11 protein-coding genes and 6 pseudogenes are annotated in these 15,611 nt (G+C 70.0%); 8 read left to right on the top strand and 9 right to left on the bottom strand.

From position 1 onward, the window contains the following. Positions 1-248: 248 nt before the first annotated feature. Positions 249-605, top strand: coding sequence for a hypothetical protein (locus tag AOK11_RS00075; protein WP_055591526.1), 357 nt, complete (start codon positions 249-251; stop codon positions 603-605). 182 nt (positions 606-787) lie between these two features. Then, on the top strand, positions 788-1,417 hold the full coding sequence (locus tag AOK11_RS00070; protein WP_240497152.1) for a hypothetical protein: 630 nt from the start codon (positions 788-790) through the stop codon (positions 1,415-1,417). Between the two features lie 289 nt (positions 1,418-1,706). Here the strand turns inward: AOK11_RS00070 and AOK11_RS00065 are convergent, their stop codons facing one another. After that, positions 1,707-4,550 (bottom strand): poly(A) polymerase, encoded by a 2,844-nt coding sequence (locus AOK11_RS00065; protein ID WP_055591524.1) that lies wholly within the window; start codon positions 4,548-4,550, stop codon positions 1,707-1,709. Next, entirely contained in the window at positions 4,550-6,289 is a 1,740-nt protein-coding gene (locus AOK11_RS00060) for an RNA ligase family protein (protein ID WP_055591523.1), read from the bottom strand. Before AOK11_RS00060 ends, AOK11_RS00065 begins: the two co-directional genes overlap by 1 nt. A 93-nt stretch (positions 6,290-6,382) precedes the next feature. Between AOK11_RS00060 and AOK11_RS42580 the strand changes: the two genes are divergently transcribed. Further along, the gene (locus AOK11_RS42580) at positions 6,383-7,057 is read left to right on the top strand and encodes an MFS transporter (RefSeq protein WP_157869245.1); all 675 of its coding nucleotides are present in this window, start codon (positions 6,383-6,385) and stop codon (positions 7,055-7,057) included. Here the strand turns inward: AOK11_RS42580 and AOK11_RS00055 are convergent. After that, positions 6,981-7,586 (bottom strand): GPP34 family phosphoprotein, encoded by a 606-nt coding sequence (locus AOK11_RS00055; RefSeq protein WP_055591522.1) that lies wholly within the window; start codon positions 7,584-7,586, stop codon positions 6,981-6,983. The genes AOK11_RS42580 and AOK11_RS00055 overlap by 77 nt on opposite strands. 551 nt (positions 7,587-8,137) lie before the next feature. On the opposite strand from AOK11_RS00055, the gene AOK11_RS00050 reads away from it, so the two are divergent. Further along, entirely contained in the window at positions 8,138-8,422 is a 285-nt protein-coding gene (locus tag AOK11_RS00050) for a hypothetical protein (RefSeq protein WP_055591521.1), read from the top strand. Between the two features lie 235 nt (positions 8,423-8,657). On the opposite strand, the pseudogene AOK11_RS46545 reads toward AOK11_RS00050, so the two are convergent. After that, a pseudogene (locus AOK11_RS46545) lies at positions 8,658-8,933 on the bottom strand (DDE-type integrase/transposase/recombinase); the annotation flags it as partial. A gap of 107 nt (positions 8,934-9,040) precedes the next feature. Between AOK11_RS46545 and AOK11_RS44295 the strand changes: the two are divergent. After that, positions 9,041-9,208 (top strand): annotated as a pseudogene (locus AOK11_RS44295) (transposase); the annotation flags it as partial. Positions 9,209-9,302: 94 nt separating this feature from the next. Here the strand turns inward: AOK11_RS44295 and AOK11_RS00040 are convergent. The 3 genes and pseudogenes from AOK11_RS00040 to AOK11_RS00030 all read right to left on the bottom strand — a co-directional run. After that, positions 9,303-10,451 (bottom strand): hypothetical protein, encoded by a 1,149-nt coding sequence (locus tag AOK11_RS00040; protein ID WP_055591519.1) that lies wholly within the window; start codon positions 10,449-10,451, stop codon positions 9,303-9,305. A gap of 57 nt (positions 10,452-10,508) precedes the next feature. After that, entirely contained in the window at positions 10,509-12,182 is a 1,674-nt protein-coding gene (locus AOK11_RS00035) for a hypothetical protein (protein WP_240497151.1), read from the bottom strand. 199 nt (positions 12,183-12,381) lie between these two features. Continuing rightward, positions 12,382-12,588: pseudogene (locus tag AOK11_RS00030) on the bottom strand (hypothetical protein); the annotation flags it as partial. Between the two features lie 260 nt (positions 12,589-12,848). Between AOK11_RS00030 and AOK11_RS00025 the strand changes: the two are divergent. The 3 genes and pseudogenes from AOK11_RS00025 to AOK11_RS46065 all read left to right on the top strand — a co-directional run. After that, complete coding sequence (locus tag AOK11_RS00025) at positions 12,849-14,183, top strand: S8 family peptidase (RefSeq protein WP_055591516.1); 1,335 nt, start codon at positions 12,849-12,851, stop codon at positions 14,181-14,183. Continuing rightward, a complete protein-coding gene (locus AOK11_RS00020; protein ID WP_055591515.1) occupies positions 14,180-14,428 on the top strand; it encodes a hypothetical protein in 249 nt (82 codons plus the stop codon). Before AOK11_RS00025 ends, AOK11_RS00020 begins: the two co-directional genes overlap by 4 nt. Positions 14,429-14,514: 86 nt before the next feature. Next, a pseudogene (locus AOK11_RS46065) lies at positions 14,515-14,859 on the top strand (transposase); the annotation flags it as partial. 15 nt (positions 14,860-14,874) lie between these two features. Here the strand turns inward: AOK11_RS46065 and AOK11_RS00010 are convergent. Continuing rightward, positions 14,875-15,273 (bottom strand): annotated as a pseudogene (locus AOK11_RS00010) (transposase); the annotation flags it as partial. A gap of 59 nt (positions 15,274-15,332) precedes the next feature. Continuing rightward, positions 15,333-15,611, bottom strand: a pseudogene (locus AOK11_RS43745) (NAD(P)/FAD-dependent oxidoreductase); the annotation flags it as partial.

The following is a 15,611-nucleotide window of genomic DNA, read 5'->3' as shown; positions in this document are numbered from 1 at the left end:
CGCCTGAGCTCGGTCGAAACCCGGCAGGCGCCCTTCTCGACGCGTCGGGGAATCACCAGCGGGCGGCACCGTCCGAGCAGCTGCTTCCGCTCCTGCCCTTCCAGTACTCCGGTCCGACTTCGCAATCTTGCGGTGGGCCCGGCCGGGAACGGGTACGGCCACCACGTGACCACCAGGGGGTGTGTGGACTCCTGAAGATCGTGCGGTAGCCGCGGGCCCATAGCGTAGACCCTGCCCGCCGACGGGCGATGTTCGACCAGGTCACGGCCCGGATCGCGGGACGGTCCGGCCGAGTCGAACCGCGGGCCGGTGCCCGCTTCTGCCTGCTCGGGCTGTTGTCGAACGGACCCGGGGCACATCGGGACGAGCCGGTCGCGCAGTGCGTCATGGCGGGTGGGCCGCGGATGACCGCGCTGTTCGGCGGGCTGCCGGAGGGTGATGACCAGGGCCTGGCCCGCGCCACCCGCGACGGCCGGAAGTCCGTGTTCCACGGTCACGTCCAAGGCTCCGTCGCAGCCGACAAGGCCGCTGTGGAGCGGTCGTTCAAGAGCTTCGCCGCGTCCGTGGGCTACCGCATCGGGTGCGAGCCAGGGAGCAGGGCATGACCAACCAGAAGATCACTCCACCCGGTCAGGCAACGTGACAGTGCCCTCGGGCGTTGCACTGTGCGGCAGATCCTCGTGCCGAGGGGCGGGAACCATCCGGCCGGAACGACTCGTCACTGACCACGACCGCCACTCAGAGCGGCGGGTAGGACACCAAGGGTGAGGCGACAGTGGGGGATTTCATGAAGCGTGCATCTGCGGCAAGAGCGGGCCTGACGGCCGTGGCGGTGTTGGCGATGCTGACGGTCAGCGGCTGCCGGGAGGACTACACGGGCCTCCCCGACCCCGACTCTCCCCCGAGCGGGCGGGTCTCCGAATCCGCGTCGCCGACGCCTTCGGCGGAGCGAAGCGGTCCGCGCACCCTGGTGGACGCCCCCCGAGCGGGCGGCCTGGACAAACTGACGGGAGAGCAAGCCCTGACGGACGCCCCGGTCGACCCGGGCGAGATGCGGGACGACATGACGCTGGTCATCGGCAACTACGGGGACCCGGGCGGGCAGGGTGCGCCGGTGCTGTTCGAGGGCGTCGACCACGTGCCCGAGGACACCAACAAGCGCCGTGAGCACCTGTTCCGGGGCATGATCGAGTACATCCAGTGGGACCCCGAGCTGGGGCAGCCCGAGGCGCAGCCGGTGGAGCCCGGACCGCTCGGCGGCTCGGTGGAGTGCCTGCTCGCCTCGCTGAGCGAGGAGGGCAACGTCATCTGCGGGTGGGCCGACGAGGGCACGGCGGCCGTCGCGCTCTTCGAGGACAGCACGCTCGCCGATGCGGGAAAGCTCTTCGTCGAGATGCGTGGGGATCTGGAGCGCTGACCGACCGGCGAGCGAGAACGAGGACGCAGCCCCGGCCGACGGGCGGGACACCCTGCCCCAAAGGTCCCGGCAGGCTCCCGGGACCGCTACCGGCAGGCGTGGTGGTGCGGGAGCGCCGCCGGTCCATGACCCGGCAGCGGGTCGAGACCGAAGGCCGGAGCGCCTGCCGAGAGCCCGCGGGCTGCGTCGGGAAGCACCGGCGCTCCACGGCATCGTCGAGGCCCTGACCGAAGCCGGCACCCGCGGGATCCGGCTCGGGGTGACGTTCCTCGACGCGTCACCCCTCCGGTCAGCGCAGGGTCGGTACGGTGCCGCACTCCGCCCACGTGACCTCGACCCCGCGCAGGTCTCCGCCCCACTCTTCGGAGATTTCCGCGAGCCGGGCAGCGTCGGGCGGGGTGCGGCCGAGGCCGATTGCGTACCGTGCGGACGCCGGCCCGGTCTCGAACGGGCGGGGCCAGGCGTACACGTCCGCCGCCCCGGCGTCCTCCAGAGCGGTGAGCAGCGCTCGCAGACGCCCCCGGACGCGCCCCAGAGTCTCCTCGAACTCCTCGGCAGAGCCAGGGCGTACGGTCAGGACCGCCCAGGCCGCGTGACGCCGGTGCAGGGAGGGCGGCGACAACAGCTCGGGCCAGGGGTCCGTGCCCGCATCCGCTGCCGTTTCCAGGACGGTCCAGGCGCGGTAGAGCTCATCGGTCAGCAGGTCCCGGAAGCAGGCGCCGACCTGTCCGGTGCAGTTGCGGACGGGATCGGTGGGCGTCATGAGTGCCACGGGCGTGTGCGGTCCCGTTCCGGTGGAGGTGAGGCCGACCGGGTCCCGCCAGTCCCAGGCGGCCCAGGTGCCGAAGAAGTGGCGGAGCGGGTCCGGAGCGGCCGAGTCCGCGGCCTCGCATGTCGTACGGGCCGCCAGCACCGACCAGGCCAGGCCCGGCAGTCCACCGAAGGGGGCCGAGTCGAGGCCGCGCGCCCCGGCCCACGCCTTCACCTGCCTGGCGAGCCGGGTGAAAGCGGTGTGGTGGTCGCCCACCGCGGCCCGTACCGCGTCCGCGTCGCTCACCGCGCTCAGGGCGATCGCCGCCCCCTCGTCCAACTCGGCGCGGCGGACCACTGCTTCGCCGGGGTCGAGCGTTCCGGTGGCGACGATGGCCAGGTCGACGTCCAGACCACCGATGCGCAGCCGCAGGCCCGGCACCCGGGCGCCGGTCACCTGGCGCACCCGGGTGGCGTCCGGCAGCGCGGCGGTCACCCGTGCCCGGACGCCGGCCGGATCGGCGCTGCCCGGCAGCGCCGCGACCAGGTCCAGGTCCGCTCCGGCCAGGGCGCAGCCCATGCGCCGTGATCCGACGATGTGGACGACTCCGTCACCCAGCGCCGCGGAGATGCGCTGCGCCGTCCTGCGCGCCAGGGCGGCCTGGGCCTCGCTCTCCGCGGCCGGCTCGGCGGTAGCGGATTCGGGGGTTTCGGGCAGCCACCGTACGTCGCCCGTTCCGAGAGAGATCGTGGCGCGTGGACGCATCGGTTCGTCGCCCCGGCGGGAGAGCAGGACCAGCTCTTCGACCCGTGCCGACATGCCGTCGAGCCGGGCGGTGCATGCGGCGGCGAGGTGCTGCGGATCCCTCGCCCGGCCCAGGGTGAGATGGGGGGTGAAGCCCTCGGCGCGCCCGCGGCAGCGCGGAAAGCGCTCCTCCAGAGCGCGGCGCAGTCCTGCCCACGGTGCTTCGCCGGCCGCCGCCGGGTCGAGCCAGACGGTGGCATCGTCCCGGTGCCCGAAGGTGTGCACCCCGTCCAGCCGGGCGGTGAAGGCCGCCGTGCCGTCCGCCGCTTCGGCCAGCAGCGGGGCGGCTTGCTCGAAGTCGGACTCCGGCACGAAACCGAAGAGCAGATTGACGTGCGGCGGCCAGCGGTGGAACTGCGGATCGTGCTCCTGGCGGATGCCCTGGAGGATCGGCCACAGCTCCTGAGGAGGTATCCACGCCAGCGCGGTGCGGGCCGTCGGCCGGGCGTCGAGGACGTCCGTGGACTCCGTACCGCTCGGCTGAAGGTCCGCCTCCACGCCGTAGTGGTCCGAGACGTAGAGCCCGTCCGTTGTGGGCGAGTCGCCCCGCAGGAATGCCCCGGTCGCCCGCAGCCGTCCCGCGCGCAGGAAGATCCGGTCCAGCCGGGAGGCCCGGCCGGACAGCGAGGACACCGCGGCCAGCGGATTGACGCCCGGGTCGAACGTGGGCGTCCGGTCGCCGGGCCCGTGGACCTCCGTCCAGGCGTCCCGCAGCCCGAGCGCGGCGGCCGGTCCGTCGCCGCCGTCGTTGAAGTCACCGACCAGGATCAGATCGCCGTCCACGCCGCCGAGTCCCTCGGCGAGCCGGCCCAGTTCAGCCTGCCTCCGGGCCGGGCCGTTGGGGGAGTGGTCACTGCTCAGATGGGTCGTGGCCACCACGAGTGGACCGGAGCCGGTCTCCACGGTGATGGCGGTGACGGCCTTGTGCGGTCCGAGTTCGTGCCGCCCCGCCTCCCGCACGGGCAGCCGGCTGAGCAGCAGCAGCCCGCTGTCCTCGATGTCCTTCCCTCCCGGGTCGGTGCCCAGGGTGTAACCGGCGCGGACCCAGGGTGCCCGCAGCAGCAGGGCGAGCAGACCGGCTTCGACCTCCTGGAGCGCGATGACGTCCGCGTCGGCGTCCTCCAGGGCCGAGAGCAGCAGGGGGCGACGCCGGGGGGTGTCGAGGCGGTCGCTGTCGTACCGGTCCCACAACGTGTTCCAGGTGAGTACGCGCAGACTTCCCGCGCTCGGCACGGTCGTCCGGGGTGCGTCGTCCGCGGGTCGCCATCCCTCTGCCGGTTCCCATGCGTGGGGCGTCCCGGCTGTGAAGAAGGGCGCTCGCAGCAGGCGCGGGTTCCGCACCCGGCCGGCGTCCGACATGTCGATGCGGTCCACACCGGTGGTACGGTCCCAGACCAGCTCGCCGTCCGCCTCGACGAACAGCACCCGGTGCCACGGGATGTCGCCGCCGGGTACGAACGAGGGCAGCGGGACTCGCTCGGGGGCGGCACCGCGCTGGGTGATCCCCAGCACGAACCGGGCCGGATCGAACCTCGGGTCCCAGCGGACCCGGTGATAGATCTCGTCGCTCGTACGCATCACGTCTCTCCTCCGCCCATGATGCCGTCCGACGTGCCCGCGGTGTCGTCGACGGTTCCGCCCGCTCCGAGGTACCAGGTGCGGTGGGCCTCGCCCGGGTAGGGCGGGGCGTACCGGTGCAGCTGCGAGGCGAGCACCGCGGGCGGTACCGGGTGGGCACGCCCCTTGTTGCGCCGTGCCAACTCTTCCTCGTCGACCAGCGCGACCACGTGAGTGACCAGGGCGTCGCGGCGCCGTGCCACCCCGTGCACCAGGGAACGCTGGTGCTGGTTGAGGGACGTGGCGTCCCACACCACGGTCCCGCCGCCGGCCAGCGCCGAGTCGAGCCGGCCCAGCCCCTCCCGCAGGACCTCCCCGTTGGCCCGCTGGTCGGCCCGGGAGCCCCGGGCCCGGCGCAGATCGTCGAGGGAGATGCGCGAGTCGGTCCGGGGGAGACTCCCGGCGAAGGTGCTCTTTCCGCTGCCCGACGGCCCGACGAGATGGATCAGCCGGGGAAACGCCCCGGAACGCCACCGCCAGCTCGCCGCCACCGCCTCGTCGACGGTGGAGATCCGCCCTTTGGCGAACGCGTCCCGCGCCTCCGCCCAGCACCGGTCGGCGGCAGCGGAGCCGAGACCGGCGAGTGCGTCCCGCAGCCCGGCCCGCAGCGGCTGCAGCGGCGATTCGCCGAGCAGCCCGGCCTCCTCGGCGTGCAACGCGGACCATTCGACCTGTTCGCGAGCCTCGGCGGTGTGCGCGACCGCTCCTGCGACCGCGTGAAGCACCCCCAGGTCGGCGGCGAGAGCGAAGCGTGCCAGGCCGGTCCGGCGGTCGCCGTCCGGGTACGGGCGCTGAAGCCTTGGGGACAGCCCGACCAGGTCTGCGATGCGGCGGGCGCCCGGCATGCCCAGCGGCCCCGCGAGGCGGGGCCCGAGCCACGCCCGGCGCGTGCTGTGGAGCATCGTGGCCAGGACGCCCTCCAGCCGTGCGTCCCCGGACCGGCCCAGCACGTCCAGTCTCGCGGACACATCGGCGACGAGGGCCTCGGCGGCGGCCGGATCCTCAAGGGCGACGCCCAGCGCGGCCGACAGGGACGGCACATCGGCGTCCGCCCCCGAACGCACCGCCCACAGCGCGGCGTTCGGGCCCAGAGCGTTCTCCACGACAGCGGCGTGCATCCAGTGCGTATCGGTTCGAACGTGTCTTTCGCGCACCCACTTGGCCATCCGCTGCCCGAACTCCTGCCGGCCGAACCCCTCGGCGGTGCGTACGACGTAGCCCTCCTGGCGCACGGTGTCCAACCGCAGCGTGCGCAGCGCACGCTCGTCGAAGACACCCCGCCACAGCACCTGCGGCACCGGAACTCCCAGCCGCCGCAGGAACCGGACCGTCCGGTCCCAGTCCAGGCAGCGGTTGCCGCCGTCCCAGACGGAGAACCCGTAGAACCAACTCTCCAGGTCTCCGTATGCGATCGAGTGCCGCGCGAAGAGGTTCTCGCCGCACACCCGCCAGCCATGCGGGATCTCCGCGCCGATCCGTCCCTGCAGGCTCTTCACCCACGCCCGCGAGGGATGGTGCGCAGAATCCAGCGACCGGGCGTGAAGCCCGTCGGTGTAGAGGGTGGTGTTCTCCCCGTCGAGTTTCTCGGTGACCACGACCTCGCGGCCGCGCAGCCCGGACAGATCACCGGCTCGTACGTCGTCCGACGCCGCCCCCGGCGACCACGGGAGATGAGGCGTACGGGGGTAGGGCACACGCATGATCCGCTTTTCGTGACGATGTCGGGTCCGGTCACTGTAGGAGCTCGAGGAGAACAGATCCACCGAATAGTCGCCGACCGGTAGGACACCCCCGTGTGGGCGGGTGACGTGCCGTCGGCTCTGTGTTTCCCGCCCTTCGGTCGCTCGTATGAGGGCGCCGCGGATGTCGGCTGGACCGATCCGCTCGCGCTGGACAGCTTCGTCGCATCCTCGCTGCGGGGTACTCGCACGCTCCTGGTCGGCTGCGACGCCCCGGCGCTGTACATGGCGAGCGTGCCGGGAGCCGAGTTCTACCTGGTCACACTCTTGCTCCAGGAAGGGCGTAGGTTCGAGCCGCCGGCCGCGGGCATCGCCTTCCTGCCGCCGGCGGTGTGCATCACGCTCGGCAACATGATCGCCGGCACTCTGCTCAACTTCCTCGGCTGTACAGCGCACGTTGCCGCCGGCCTACGCCATCGGAGTGGCCGCCTCGTGCTGCTCGCCGTTTCGGTGCACAACCACTCGTATCGCGTGGGCATGCTTCCCGGCCTCATGGTGAGCGGTATCGGCCATGGCATGATCTGCACCTCCATGTTCGACGGCGGGACGCACGACGTCGACAACCACAACCGGAACGACCGTTCCCGGTCAGTGAGCAGGAGTGAGTCCTCCTCCAGCGGCAGGCTCCACGGTCGGCTCCGCCGAGAAGGCGTCACACACCTCGCCAGAGGTTGTCGAAGGCTGCGTCTTCGATCGCTCTGCGCTGCCGTACGGCCTCCAGCTCCATGACGGCATCGTTGACCGCGGCCAGTACGGTGACGACCTGGTCGTCGGCGAGTTCGTCGATCTGGTCGTCGGAGGGCTGTTCCCCGATGCCCGCGGCGGCCGCGAGGCCGGCCAGAACCGGTTCACGCGACGTCCAGCGATCCGCCGCCCGTCGACGGGCCGCCGAGTCGGCCACAGTCGGCGGATCGTCCCGGAGCACCCGGCGGGCGTGTGGCCGGGTGACCAGCGCCTCCGCCTCCAGGGCGGCGAGATACGCGGGTGCCAGGCCGCGGCCCCGGCGCCACAGCCAGTCCTCGACGGATTCGTAGGGCGCCTGCCGGACGAGCGAGGACGCGGCCTCACGCAGCAGACGGTCATCGATGGGGGGCGGCAGGCCCGGCAGGATGTGGTGACCGCCCAGGGTGAGGGACTCGGCGCCGATAAGGTCGATCAGCTCCGCTCCCGCGAGAGCGAGCGACAGGTCGCCCCGCTCCACGGGAGGAGTGGACGGTGTGTCGATGGCGACGATCATCAGGTCCCGCGCTGTGGTCATGAGCGACTCCACGTCGGAAGGGGGCGGCGATCCGTCAGCCGGCCGGTCGGCCCGATCTGTCGTTCACAGCGGACACATCGTACGACCGCCGCGGAGCACCGGGCAGCCGGAGCGGCCCCGGGCGCGGGGGTCTCTGCCTACGTGACCAGGAGATGAGCCTGCGCGACATCGCCGCCCGACTCGTCGTCACCACGGGCAAGAAGAAGGGACAGCATTCGCCCCCCCCGTCACCGTCATGCGGATGCTGCGCGAACACGACGAGCACACAAGTGCGCTGGAACCCGCGTGCTGACCTGCGGCTCAGTCTTCAGCGTCGTTTTTCGGCGAGCACTACTGAGCCCCCACTTCCATGAGTGCGCGGCCGCTTTGTGGTGACGGTGCGACCGTGGCAGACGTGTACAGGGCCGTGTGTCCGGGCCGGAAGCCGCCGTTCGGATCACCTGAAGCGGCCCTTCAGGTGATTGCCGGACGCCTCATGAGCCAGGCAGCTGTCGCAGGGGTACAACGTCTCAGCAGAAGACGAACCCAGAACCCCCGTGAGGAGCTCGGCGATGTATGCAGCAGTCCGGCGGTATGAAGGTGTGACCGATCCGGCCGCGGCGGGACGCCTCGTGAACGAGGGCTTCGTGCCGCTCATGCGCCAGGTCTCCGGCTTCGTGGCCTACTACTGGGTCGATGCCGGGGATGGAGTGATGGTCTCGACCAGTGTCTTCCAGGACCAGGCCGGTGCCGAGGAATCGGTCTCGAAGGCGGCCGACTTCGTGCGGGACAACCTTGCGTCACTGCTCCCCAACCCTCCCCAGGTCACGTCCGGGGAGGTTCTGGCTTCCGCGTAGCAGCGTTCGGATCAGCCTCCGGTGTTCCCCGTGACTGTGAGTGAGAGGCTGACGTGGCTGGGAGGGCGGAGCCCGTCCCGGCGTTCGGCTTCGAAGGGGCGCTGTCACGTTGTTGGGTGTGTGAGTGCCTGATGGAGCCGTCGGTGCGTGGGGGACTTGCGCTTCGGGCCTGGGGCCAGGCCGTGGTGGACCGGCCGGCAGCGCCGGTGATCTGGTCCCGGACGGCGAGGCGGACGGTCGTCTCGGCCCGGTTGTTCGGGTACTTCGGGGTGCGGTGCTCCACCACCGGCATGACCTGGCGGCGGGCCGCGCCACAGGAGCGGAGCTTGTCGGTGACCACCACACGCGGCACGTACTCCATGTCCTTCAAGAGCCGACGGAAGAACCCCACGGCGGCGCGGGTGTCGCGCTTGGACCGGACGAGGACGTCCAGCACGTTCCCGTGCTGGTCCACCGCCCGCCACAGGTAGGGCCGCTCGCCGTTGATCTCGATGAAAACCTCGTCGAGATGTCACTCGCCCCCCGACCAGGGTTGGCGTGGAGATCGTGCAGCGCCGCGACGGTGGATTCCGCTCGACTTGGGCTCGGGTGGGGACTCCGCCGCCAGCAGTGCCCCCGTTTGCAGTGGGGCCGCGCCGTTGGGCGGTGGAGCGGACGTTCACCTGGCTGGGACGATGCCGCCGCCTGTCAAAAGACTATGAGTACCTGCGCGTCTGCTCGGGGAATGCCCTATGCCTCGCCATGGCCATGCTTCTGGTGCGGCGCCTGGCCAGATCAGCCCACTGACAGCTTTTCAGACACCCTCTACCACCGATTACGGAAGAGGGGCGGATGCTTTACAGACCTCTCTGGCCACCGAAGAGGCACCCGCCGATGCGGTTCAGGCGACGCGGGAGGATCGGCTGGAGACGGCGGGCCTCGGGTCGAGAAAGTTGCCGTAGGCGGAGAAGGCTTCTGCGGTGAACGCCTCCTCGGGCATGTCGGCCGGGAGGAATTCCACGCAGGAGGTCTGTGGCTCGGCTGTGCTCCTGCCGAGACGGCAGGCGATTCCGGTGAGCTTGATGGTGATGAAGTCTGCGATCTGAGAACCGAATTGGATGGGCCTGCCGGCGATGGTGATGTCTCCGACGCTGAAGCCCTTTTCCGGTGGCACCCGGTAGGCGGCTCGGACGCGGTGTTCCGTGTCGCCCCTGAGATAGGTCCAGTAGCTCTTGGGGTCGGACCCGTCGGGCGTCTCCCAGCCATCAGTGGACAGGTCGTCGAAGTACAGGCCGACCGGGTCGGCGAGGGTGATGTCGGCTCTTTGGCGGGCTAGGGCGTTGACGCCGGCACCGATGTGCGGATCACTGTTGCGTTCGGGCGCTCCGTACTTGCCACAGGCGATGAGCTCCTGCTCGGTGGTGAGCTCCGTGCCGTTGATGACGCGCCGGATGGTGGCCGCGGCAGCCAGTTCGATCTCGGCACCGAGGGTGTTGTTGCGCTGGACGAGGTGCATGGCGCCGTGGCTCGTGGAGTCGTTCCACTTATTGCGTGGCTGGTATCGGCCGGTGGGGGAGAACAGATCCTCTGGCCGGACGTCAGGACTGATGTGGTGACGGTAGAGCTCGATGACCTTCTGTGGGTTGGTCTCCGCGAGCACTTCCCAGTACTCAGGGCCTTCACAGGTGAACGTGACCTGCGTGATCTTGTTCGTGTTGTCGCGTACGACGCTCCATTCGCAGTACTCGTCCTGGACGTCACGGCTGGCGTCGGCGCGTTCCCACCGTTGGACGTCGGAACTTGAGGTGATCTTGATGATGCGGGGGAACGCGGTCCAGCTGATGGCGGCCCGGGTGGCGTCCCCGGCGGTGTCTGTGCTGGTCAGGTTGTAGAACTGAGGCCTAGGACTGTCGTGCAGCACCTCGTGGGGATCGGGCCCCTTGACGGCCGCGTCCACCGTGTTCGAAATGAAGGCGTTCCATGCCTTGCGGCCGAACTCGTCGAAGTCGTCGAGGTTCCCTGGAGGCCCGTAGGCGTCGAGTTTCGTCATGGTCCGTTCCTTCCGTGCGAAGCGGACGGCGTGGTGGCCGAGCGCATGGGCGGTGATTCAGGGCAGGGGGACGGCGGTGGCGTCCTCACGCATCGCCAGCGGCGGCGCGTCAGCGGGGATATCGGTGACCGGCAGGGTCAGCTGGAACTCGTTCAGCTTCATGGCCCGGAACTGCCGACGGCGGGATTCGGCGAGGCGGACGTAGTCGTCGAAACCGTCTTCGGTGCGGGCCCGCGCTGCGGCCTTGCGCACGTAAGCGTCCACGCGCTGTCCGAACACCGCCTGCCACGCGTCGTCGGGCACCTGCCAGTGCGCGGCGAAGAGGCCCTCGGGGCTGTCGGCGGGCAGGGTACGTGCGGCATCCGTGATGGCCAGGGCCATCTGGTCGCACAGGGCCGAGAGCTTGGTCGCCGCGGTGGGTGCATACCGCATGAGATGCGCGCGAGGCAGGCTGAAGACCGGATTGGGGAAGTCGACCATCAGCACGCAGGCGGCGAACTTCGCCGAGAGCAGCCCATGGCGGAGCATCTGCCGTACCACTTCGTTGTCCTCGTGAGCGGCCTCGGGCACCACGAAGGCGAAGAAGGTGTCGCCGGGCCGGCGGAAGGCGATGCTGCCGTCCTCGGCCCGCTCTTCCAGCCGGAAGCCGAACCGGGCCAGGCTTGCGCAGTACCGGGCGGCGGGTGCCGTGGGCGGTGCGGCCTGCGTCACCAGGCCGAGGTCGTCCAGGAGGACATCCTGATTGAGCCAGAACCCCATCGGGAGCACCAGGTCGGTTGATTCCGGGGTGACGATGCTGCTTTGTCTGTCCGTGCCGGCGAGGTTGACGGTGGTGGTCGTGAACAGGTGGCGGAACAGGCGGTCGGGGTGTTCGACGACGCCGTTCGCGGTGACCTCGGCGAGTCGCGCGGCAGTCCATCTGGTGACCAGCGACCTGACGGTCAACTCCAGCTTCTGGGCGCCCGTGACCTGCTGGTAGAGAGGATCACGGCGCAGCGGGTCGTTGTCGGCCAGCCGGACCGTGGCCCTCTCGGACTGCCAGTTGAGCCAGGGGATCCTGAGCTCCTTCATCACGGCGCTTCCGTTGACATGGCTGTCGAAACAGCCCTTGCCACGGGAGTCCGGCTCCAGGGCGTCCCAGGAGTTGCCCGCCCATACCCAGGTCGGGCCGATGCGCATATAGAAATTGAAGACCTTCGCATCAGGGTCCCAGGCCGCGACCTGGAGGAACGCTGTGACCTGGTCGCCGCCTGCCTGCGTACTGATCAGCAGGTCAACCTGGCCGGCTCGCACGGCCACGGTGATGGCGAAACGCATGTCACGGTGCAGTCCGGGAGAGGTGTCCGGCGCGATCTGCCCGGCCTCACTGACCAGGTACACCCGCCGAGAGGCGGCGGCCGCCTCCGGCAGTCCGGACAACAGCTCCTGCACTGTCACCGGGAACCTGTTCTCACGGAAGAACTCGGCGGCCATCGGGTCGCTCAGGCCGGCGAGTTCCTCCTCGCTCACCGGTTGCGCCCGGTCGTCCCTGCCGCTGACCCTGCGGTACAGCTGCCCGGCCCTCAGCGTGGAGGGATCGGTGCCGCAGCCCTCGTCGACCAAGTCGTGCTCCGCCTCAGCCGCTTCCAGGACGACCTTCTCAACGGCCCGGCGGTCACCCTCGAGCGTGCCGTCGACGGTCGGCTGCCGCCACGTGGTCGCCCGCCGCACTTGGCTGCGCTCGTTGTACATGACCATCCCTCCTATAGGCGTATTGGTTATAAAATCCAAATCACCGCCGTTTGGGCATTCTCGTGGTCATATGAACCACTGGCCACCGCGGTGCCCCAACCTGATGACCTCGCTCTTCCCCCGCAGGCCATTCCCGCTACGCCGACGGTAGTTCCGGCAACACACTGGATTCCCCAGCGGCAGCGGCTGCCACCTACCTCGCATCGGCCAAGGTGAGGGCGAGGGCGGCCAGGAGATCGACGGCCTCGGCGACATAGCGGTAGACGGTGGTGGTTCCGACGACGAACCCGGCTGCGAGTCGGGCGAGCGTGAGCAGGGCCTGGCGACCCGCGACCAGCCTTCGCCATCGGGTGCCGAGCCTGTGGCGGTGTTCCACCACCCGCATCACGGGCCTCGTCCAGGCCATCCTCCGCGTACAACTGGCCAGCTCAGACCGAGGATGGAAAGGGCTCACGACCGACGGCGCTGTGTTGCGGGCCTCCGTACCCGGTGCGACGGTGTTCGAAGGGGGAATGCCGATGGCCTGGCAAGGGTCGGCATCGCAGGCGACGGCATCACGCGTCGGTACACGGCTGAACCGCGCCCCACCATCCTCGGCACCCGACACTCCGTGCCTCGGCGCGCGTCCACGAACCGGGGGAAAGCACACAGAAAGCAGGAAATTCAATGGCGAACGGCCCCATGGACAGGCGCGCCTTCGGCGAGCAACCCTTTCGGCCCAACGGCTCCGTCACGGACCAGAGTACGGAGTACACCGGCCGGTACGTGGTCCTGCTCGACCCGAGCAACCAGGAGAGTGGACTGAACGCACTGCGTTCCTCCGCCGACATCGCGTCCGTCGAACGCGTCCGAGGCACCGAGACCGCGAACGTCGCCGAACTCCTTGAGCGCCCCGACGTCTCGGTGCTCTTCGAGGATCTCAACGCCGCTGTCGTCGAGGTGCGGCCCGAGCAGCGCCACGCGCTGGTGACCACGGCCGAGGCGGAGCCCTCGATCATCTCGGCGGAGCCGGAGCGCATGGTCTACGCGTTGCCGATCACCGCTCCGCAGCAGGCGCCGACCGAGTTCTTCCCGGCCTTCCGCAGCGACGAGGACGTGGTCGCCCGCCACACCAGGGCGGAGATAGCCGCCGGCCAGGGCCCGTCCTGGATCGAGGACACATGGACCTGGGGCCTGCAGGCGATCCGGGCCGACCTGTCCAGCCTGACCGGACGCGGTGTGAAGATCGCCGTCCTGGACACCGGCGTGGACACCGACCACCCGGACTTCGCCGGCCGCATCGAGGCGACGGAATCCTTCGTGCCCGGCGAGACCGTGGAGGACGGCCACGGCCACGGCACGCACTGCATCGGCACCGCCGCCGGCCCGGCCAGCCCTGGGCAGGGCCCCCGCTACGGCGTGGCCCCCGAGGCCCAGATCCTCGCGGCGAAGGTGCTCAGCAACGCGGGCAGCGGCACCGACGGCCAGATCCTGGCGGGCATGGCCTGGGCCGTCGCCCGCGGCGCGCGGGTGATCTCCATGTCGCTCGGCGCACGGGTTCGGCCGGGTGAGCTCTTCCCGCAGACGTACGAGATCCTGGCCAGGCGCACGCTCGAGCGCGGGACGGTGATCGTCGCCGCCGCGGGCAACGACAGCCACCGGCCCCAGGACATCTGGCCCGTCAGCCGGCCGGCCAACTGCCCCTCCATCCTCGCGGTGGCCGCGCTCGACAAGGCGATCGCGCCGACGTTCTTCTCCAACGCCGGCATCAATGGCCAGGGCGGCGAGATCAACATCGCCGCGCCCGGCTGGCAGGTGTACTCGGCTGCTCCCGGCGGCGGGTACAAGTACCAAAGCGGCACCAGCATGGCCACGCCGCACGTGGCGGGTGTCCTCGCCCTGCTCGCCCAGGCGAATCCCAGCGCTTCCGCGGCCGATCTCATGGCCGGCCTGAAGTCCGGTGCGTTCCCGCTGACGCAGCCCCTCAGGGACGTCGGCGCGGGTCTGCTCCAGGCCCCGTGAGCGAGTCGTCCCCATCCGCGCCGGTCGGGGTCATCCTCGCGGTCGACCCCGACCGGTTCGCGGAAGTCGTCGAGGCCCTGCGGCGGGCCGGACTGACGGTCACGGGCGAGCAGTCGATCCTCGGCACGCTCTCCGGCACCGTCATGGAGGACCGGATACCGGCCTTGGAAGCGGTGGACGGCGTCGAATCCGTAGATCGGGAGCGCACCATCCAGCTTCCCCCGCCCGATTCCCCGATCCAGTGATTCCTCATGCTGCCTGTCAAGCCGCGAGAGGGGGTGTGACTCTTCGAGTGGTTGTGCGGTCGCCTGATGGTGTGGGTGTGGACAGAATCCTCTGGTCCGCCGCCTGCGGTTTATCGGGGTGGCGGAGGAGTGAACGCAAGCCGTGTCCGAGTGGCTTATCGGACGAGCAGTGGTCGTTGATCGAGCCGGTGATCTTCGCGTGGAAGGACCGGCGCCGTTCGGTCAGTGGCCGTCAGGGCGCCTACGCGATGCGGGAGATCGTGAACGCGATCCTCCATCAGGGGCGGACCGGCTGCCAGTGGGCCTGTCTCCCGCACGATCTTCCCCGGAAGAGTGCGACGTAATGTCACTTCGCCGCCCGGCAGGACGACGGGACCGACCATGTCATCCATGAACTCCTGCGCTGCCAGGTCCGTGAGCGCTCCCGTCGATGAGAGGACCCGGCCCTAGTGGTGATGGACACGCAGAGTGTCCACATGGAGATCAACGAAGCCACGGGTGCTCGTCGAAGAGCGCCGTCGCCCGGGCCGGGTCGGACTGGGCCAGGTCGGACTGGGTCGGGTCGGGTCGGGTCGGGTCGAGCTGTGCCGCGGAAAAACCGAGGCCGTCCCCAGAACCTCGTTCGCTCGCTTGAGCTGCGCGTTCTCCTTGCGTAACGCAGACAGCTCCGCGCGCTCGTCGCTGGTCAGCAGGTCGTCGCGTTCGTCGGTGTCGGCAACGGCCTGACGAATCCAGCCGCGCAGGACCTCGTGATGAACACCGAACTCCTCGGCCGGGCGGTGGATCACGGGCTCCGGCTCCGCGACGCGGTACATCCGCACCGCACGTTCACGCAATTCCGGCGGGTACTTCCTCGGTAGGCGTCGTCAGGACTCCTCTCTGCTGAGTTCCACCTGACCTGCTGTCACCACTCCCCGTAGCTCGGGGGAACCTCACCCCCTTGTCTTCCTGTCTTTCCTTGTCTCCGCGACCAGAAAGGGTGGTCGGGCCAGCGGGTTTCTTGGGCGTGGGCCGTCCGGTGGGCGTGGTGGTAGGCGACTCGGGCAGCGCTGATCCTGGCTGTGTAGGCGTCGAGGGCGCCTGGGGCACCCCACAGACGGGCGTCGATCGCCTGGCCCGCGCAGAGTCCGGTATAGAGGGCGGTGAGGACGCCCTGGGAGGACAGGGGGTCGAAGGCGACGGC

Source organism: Streptomyces hirsutus, from assembly GCF_001418415.1.
Taxonomy (GTDB): domain Bacteria; phylum Actinomycetota; class Actinomycetes; order Streptomycetales; family Streptomycetaceae; genus Streptomyces; species Streptomyces hirsutus.
Note: the sequence above shows the minus strand (reverse complement) of the source record. Positions and strands in the feature narration are given on the sequence as shown.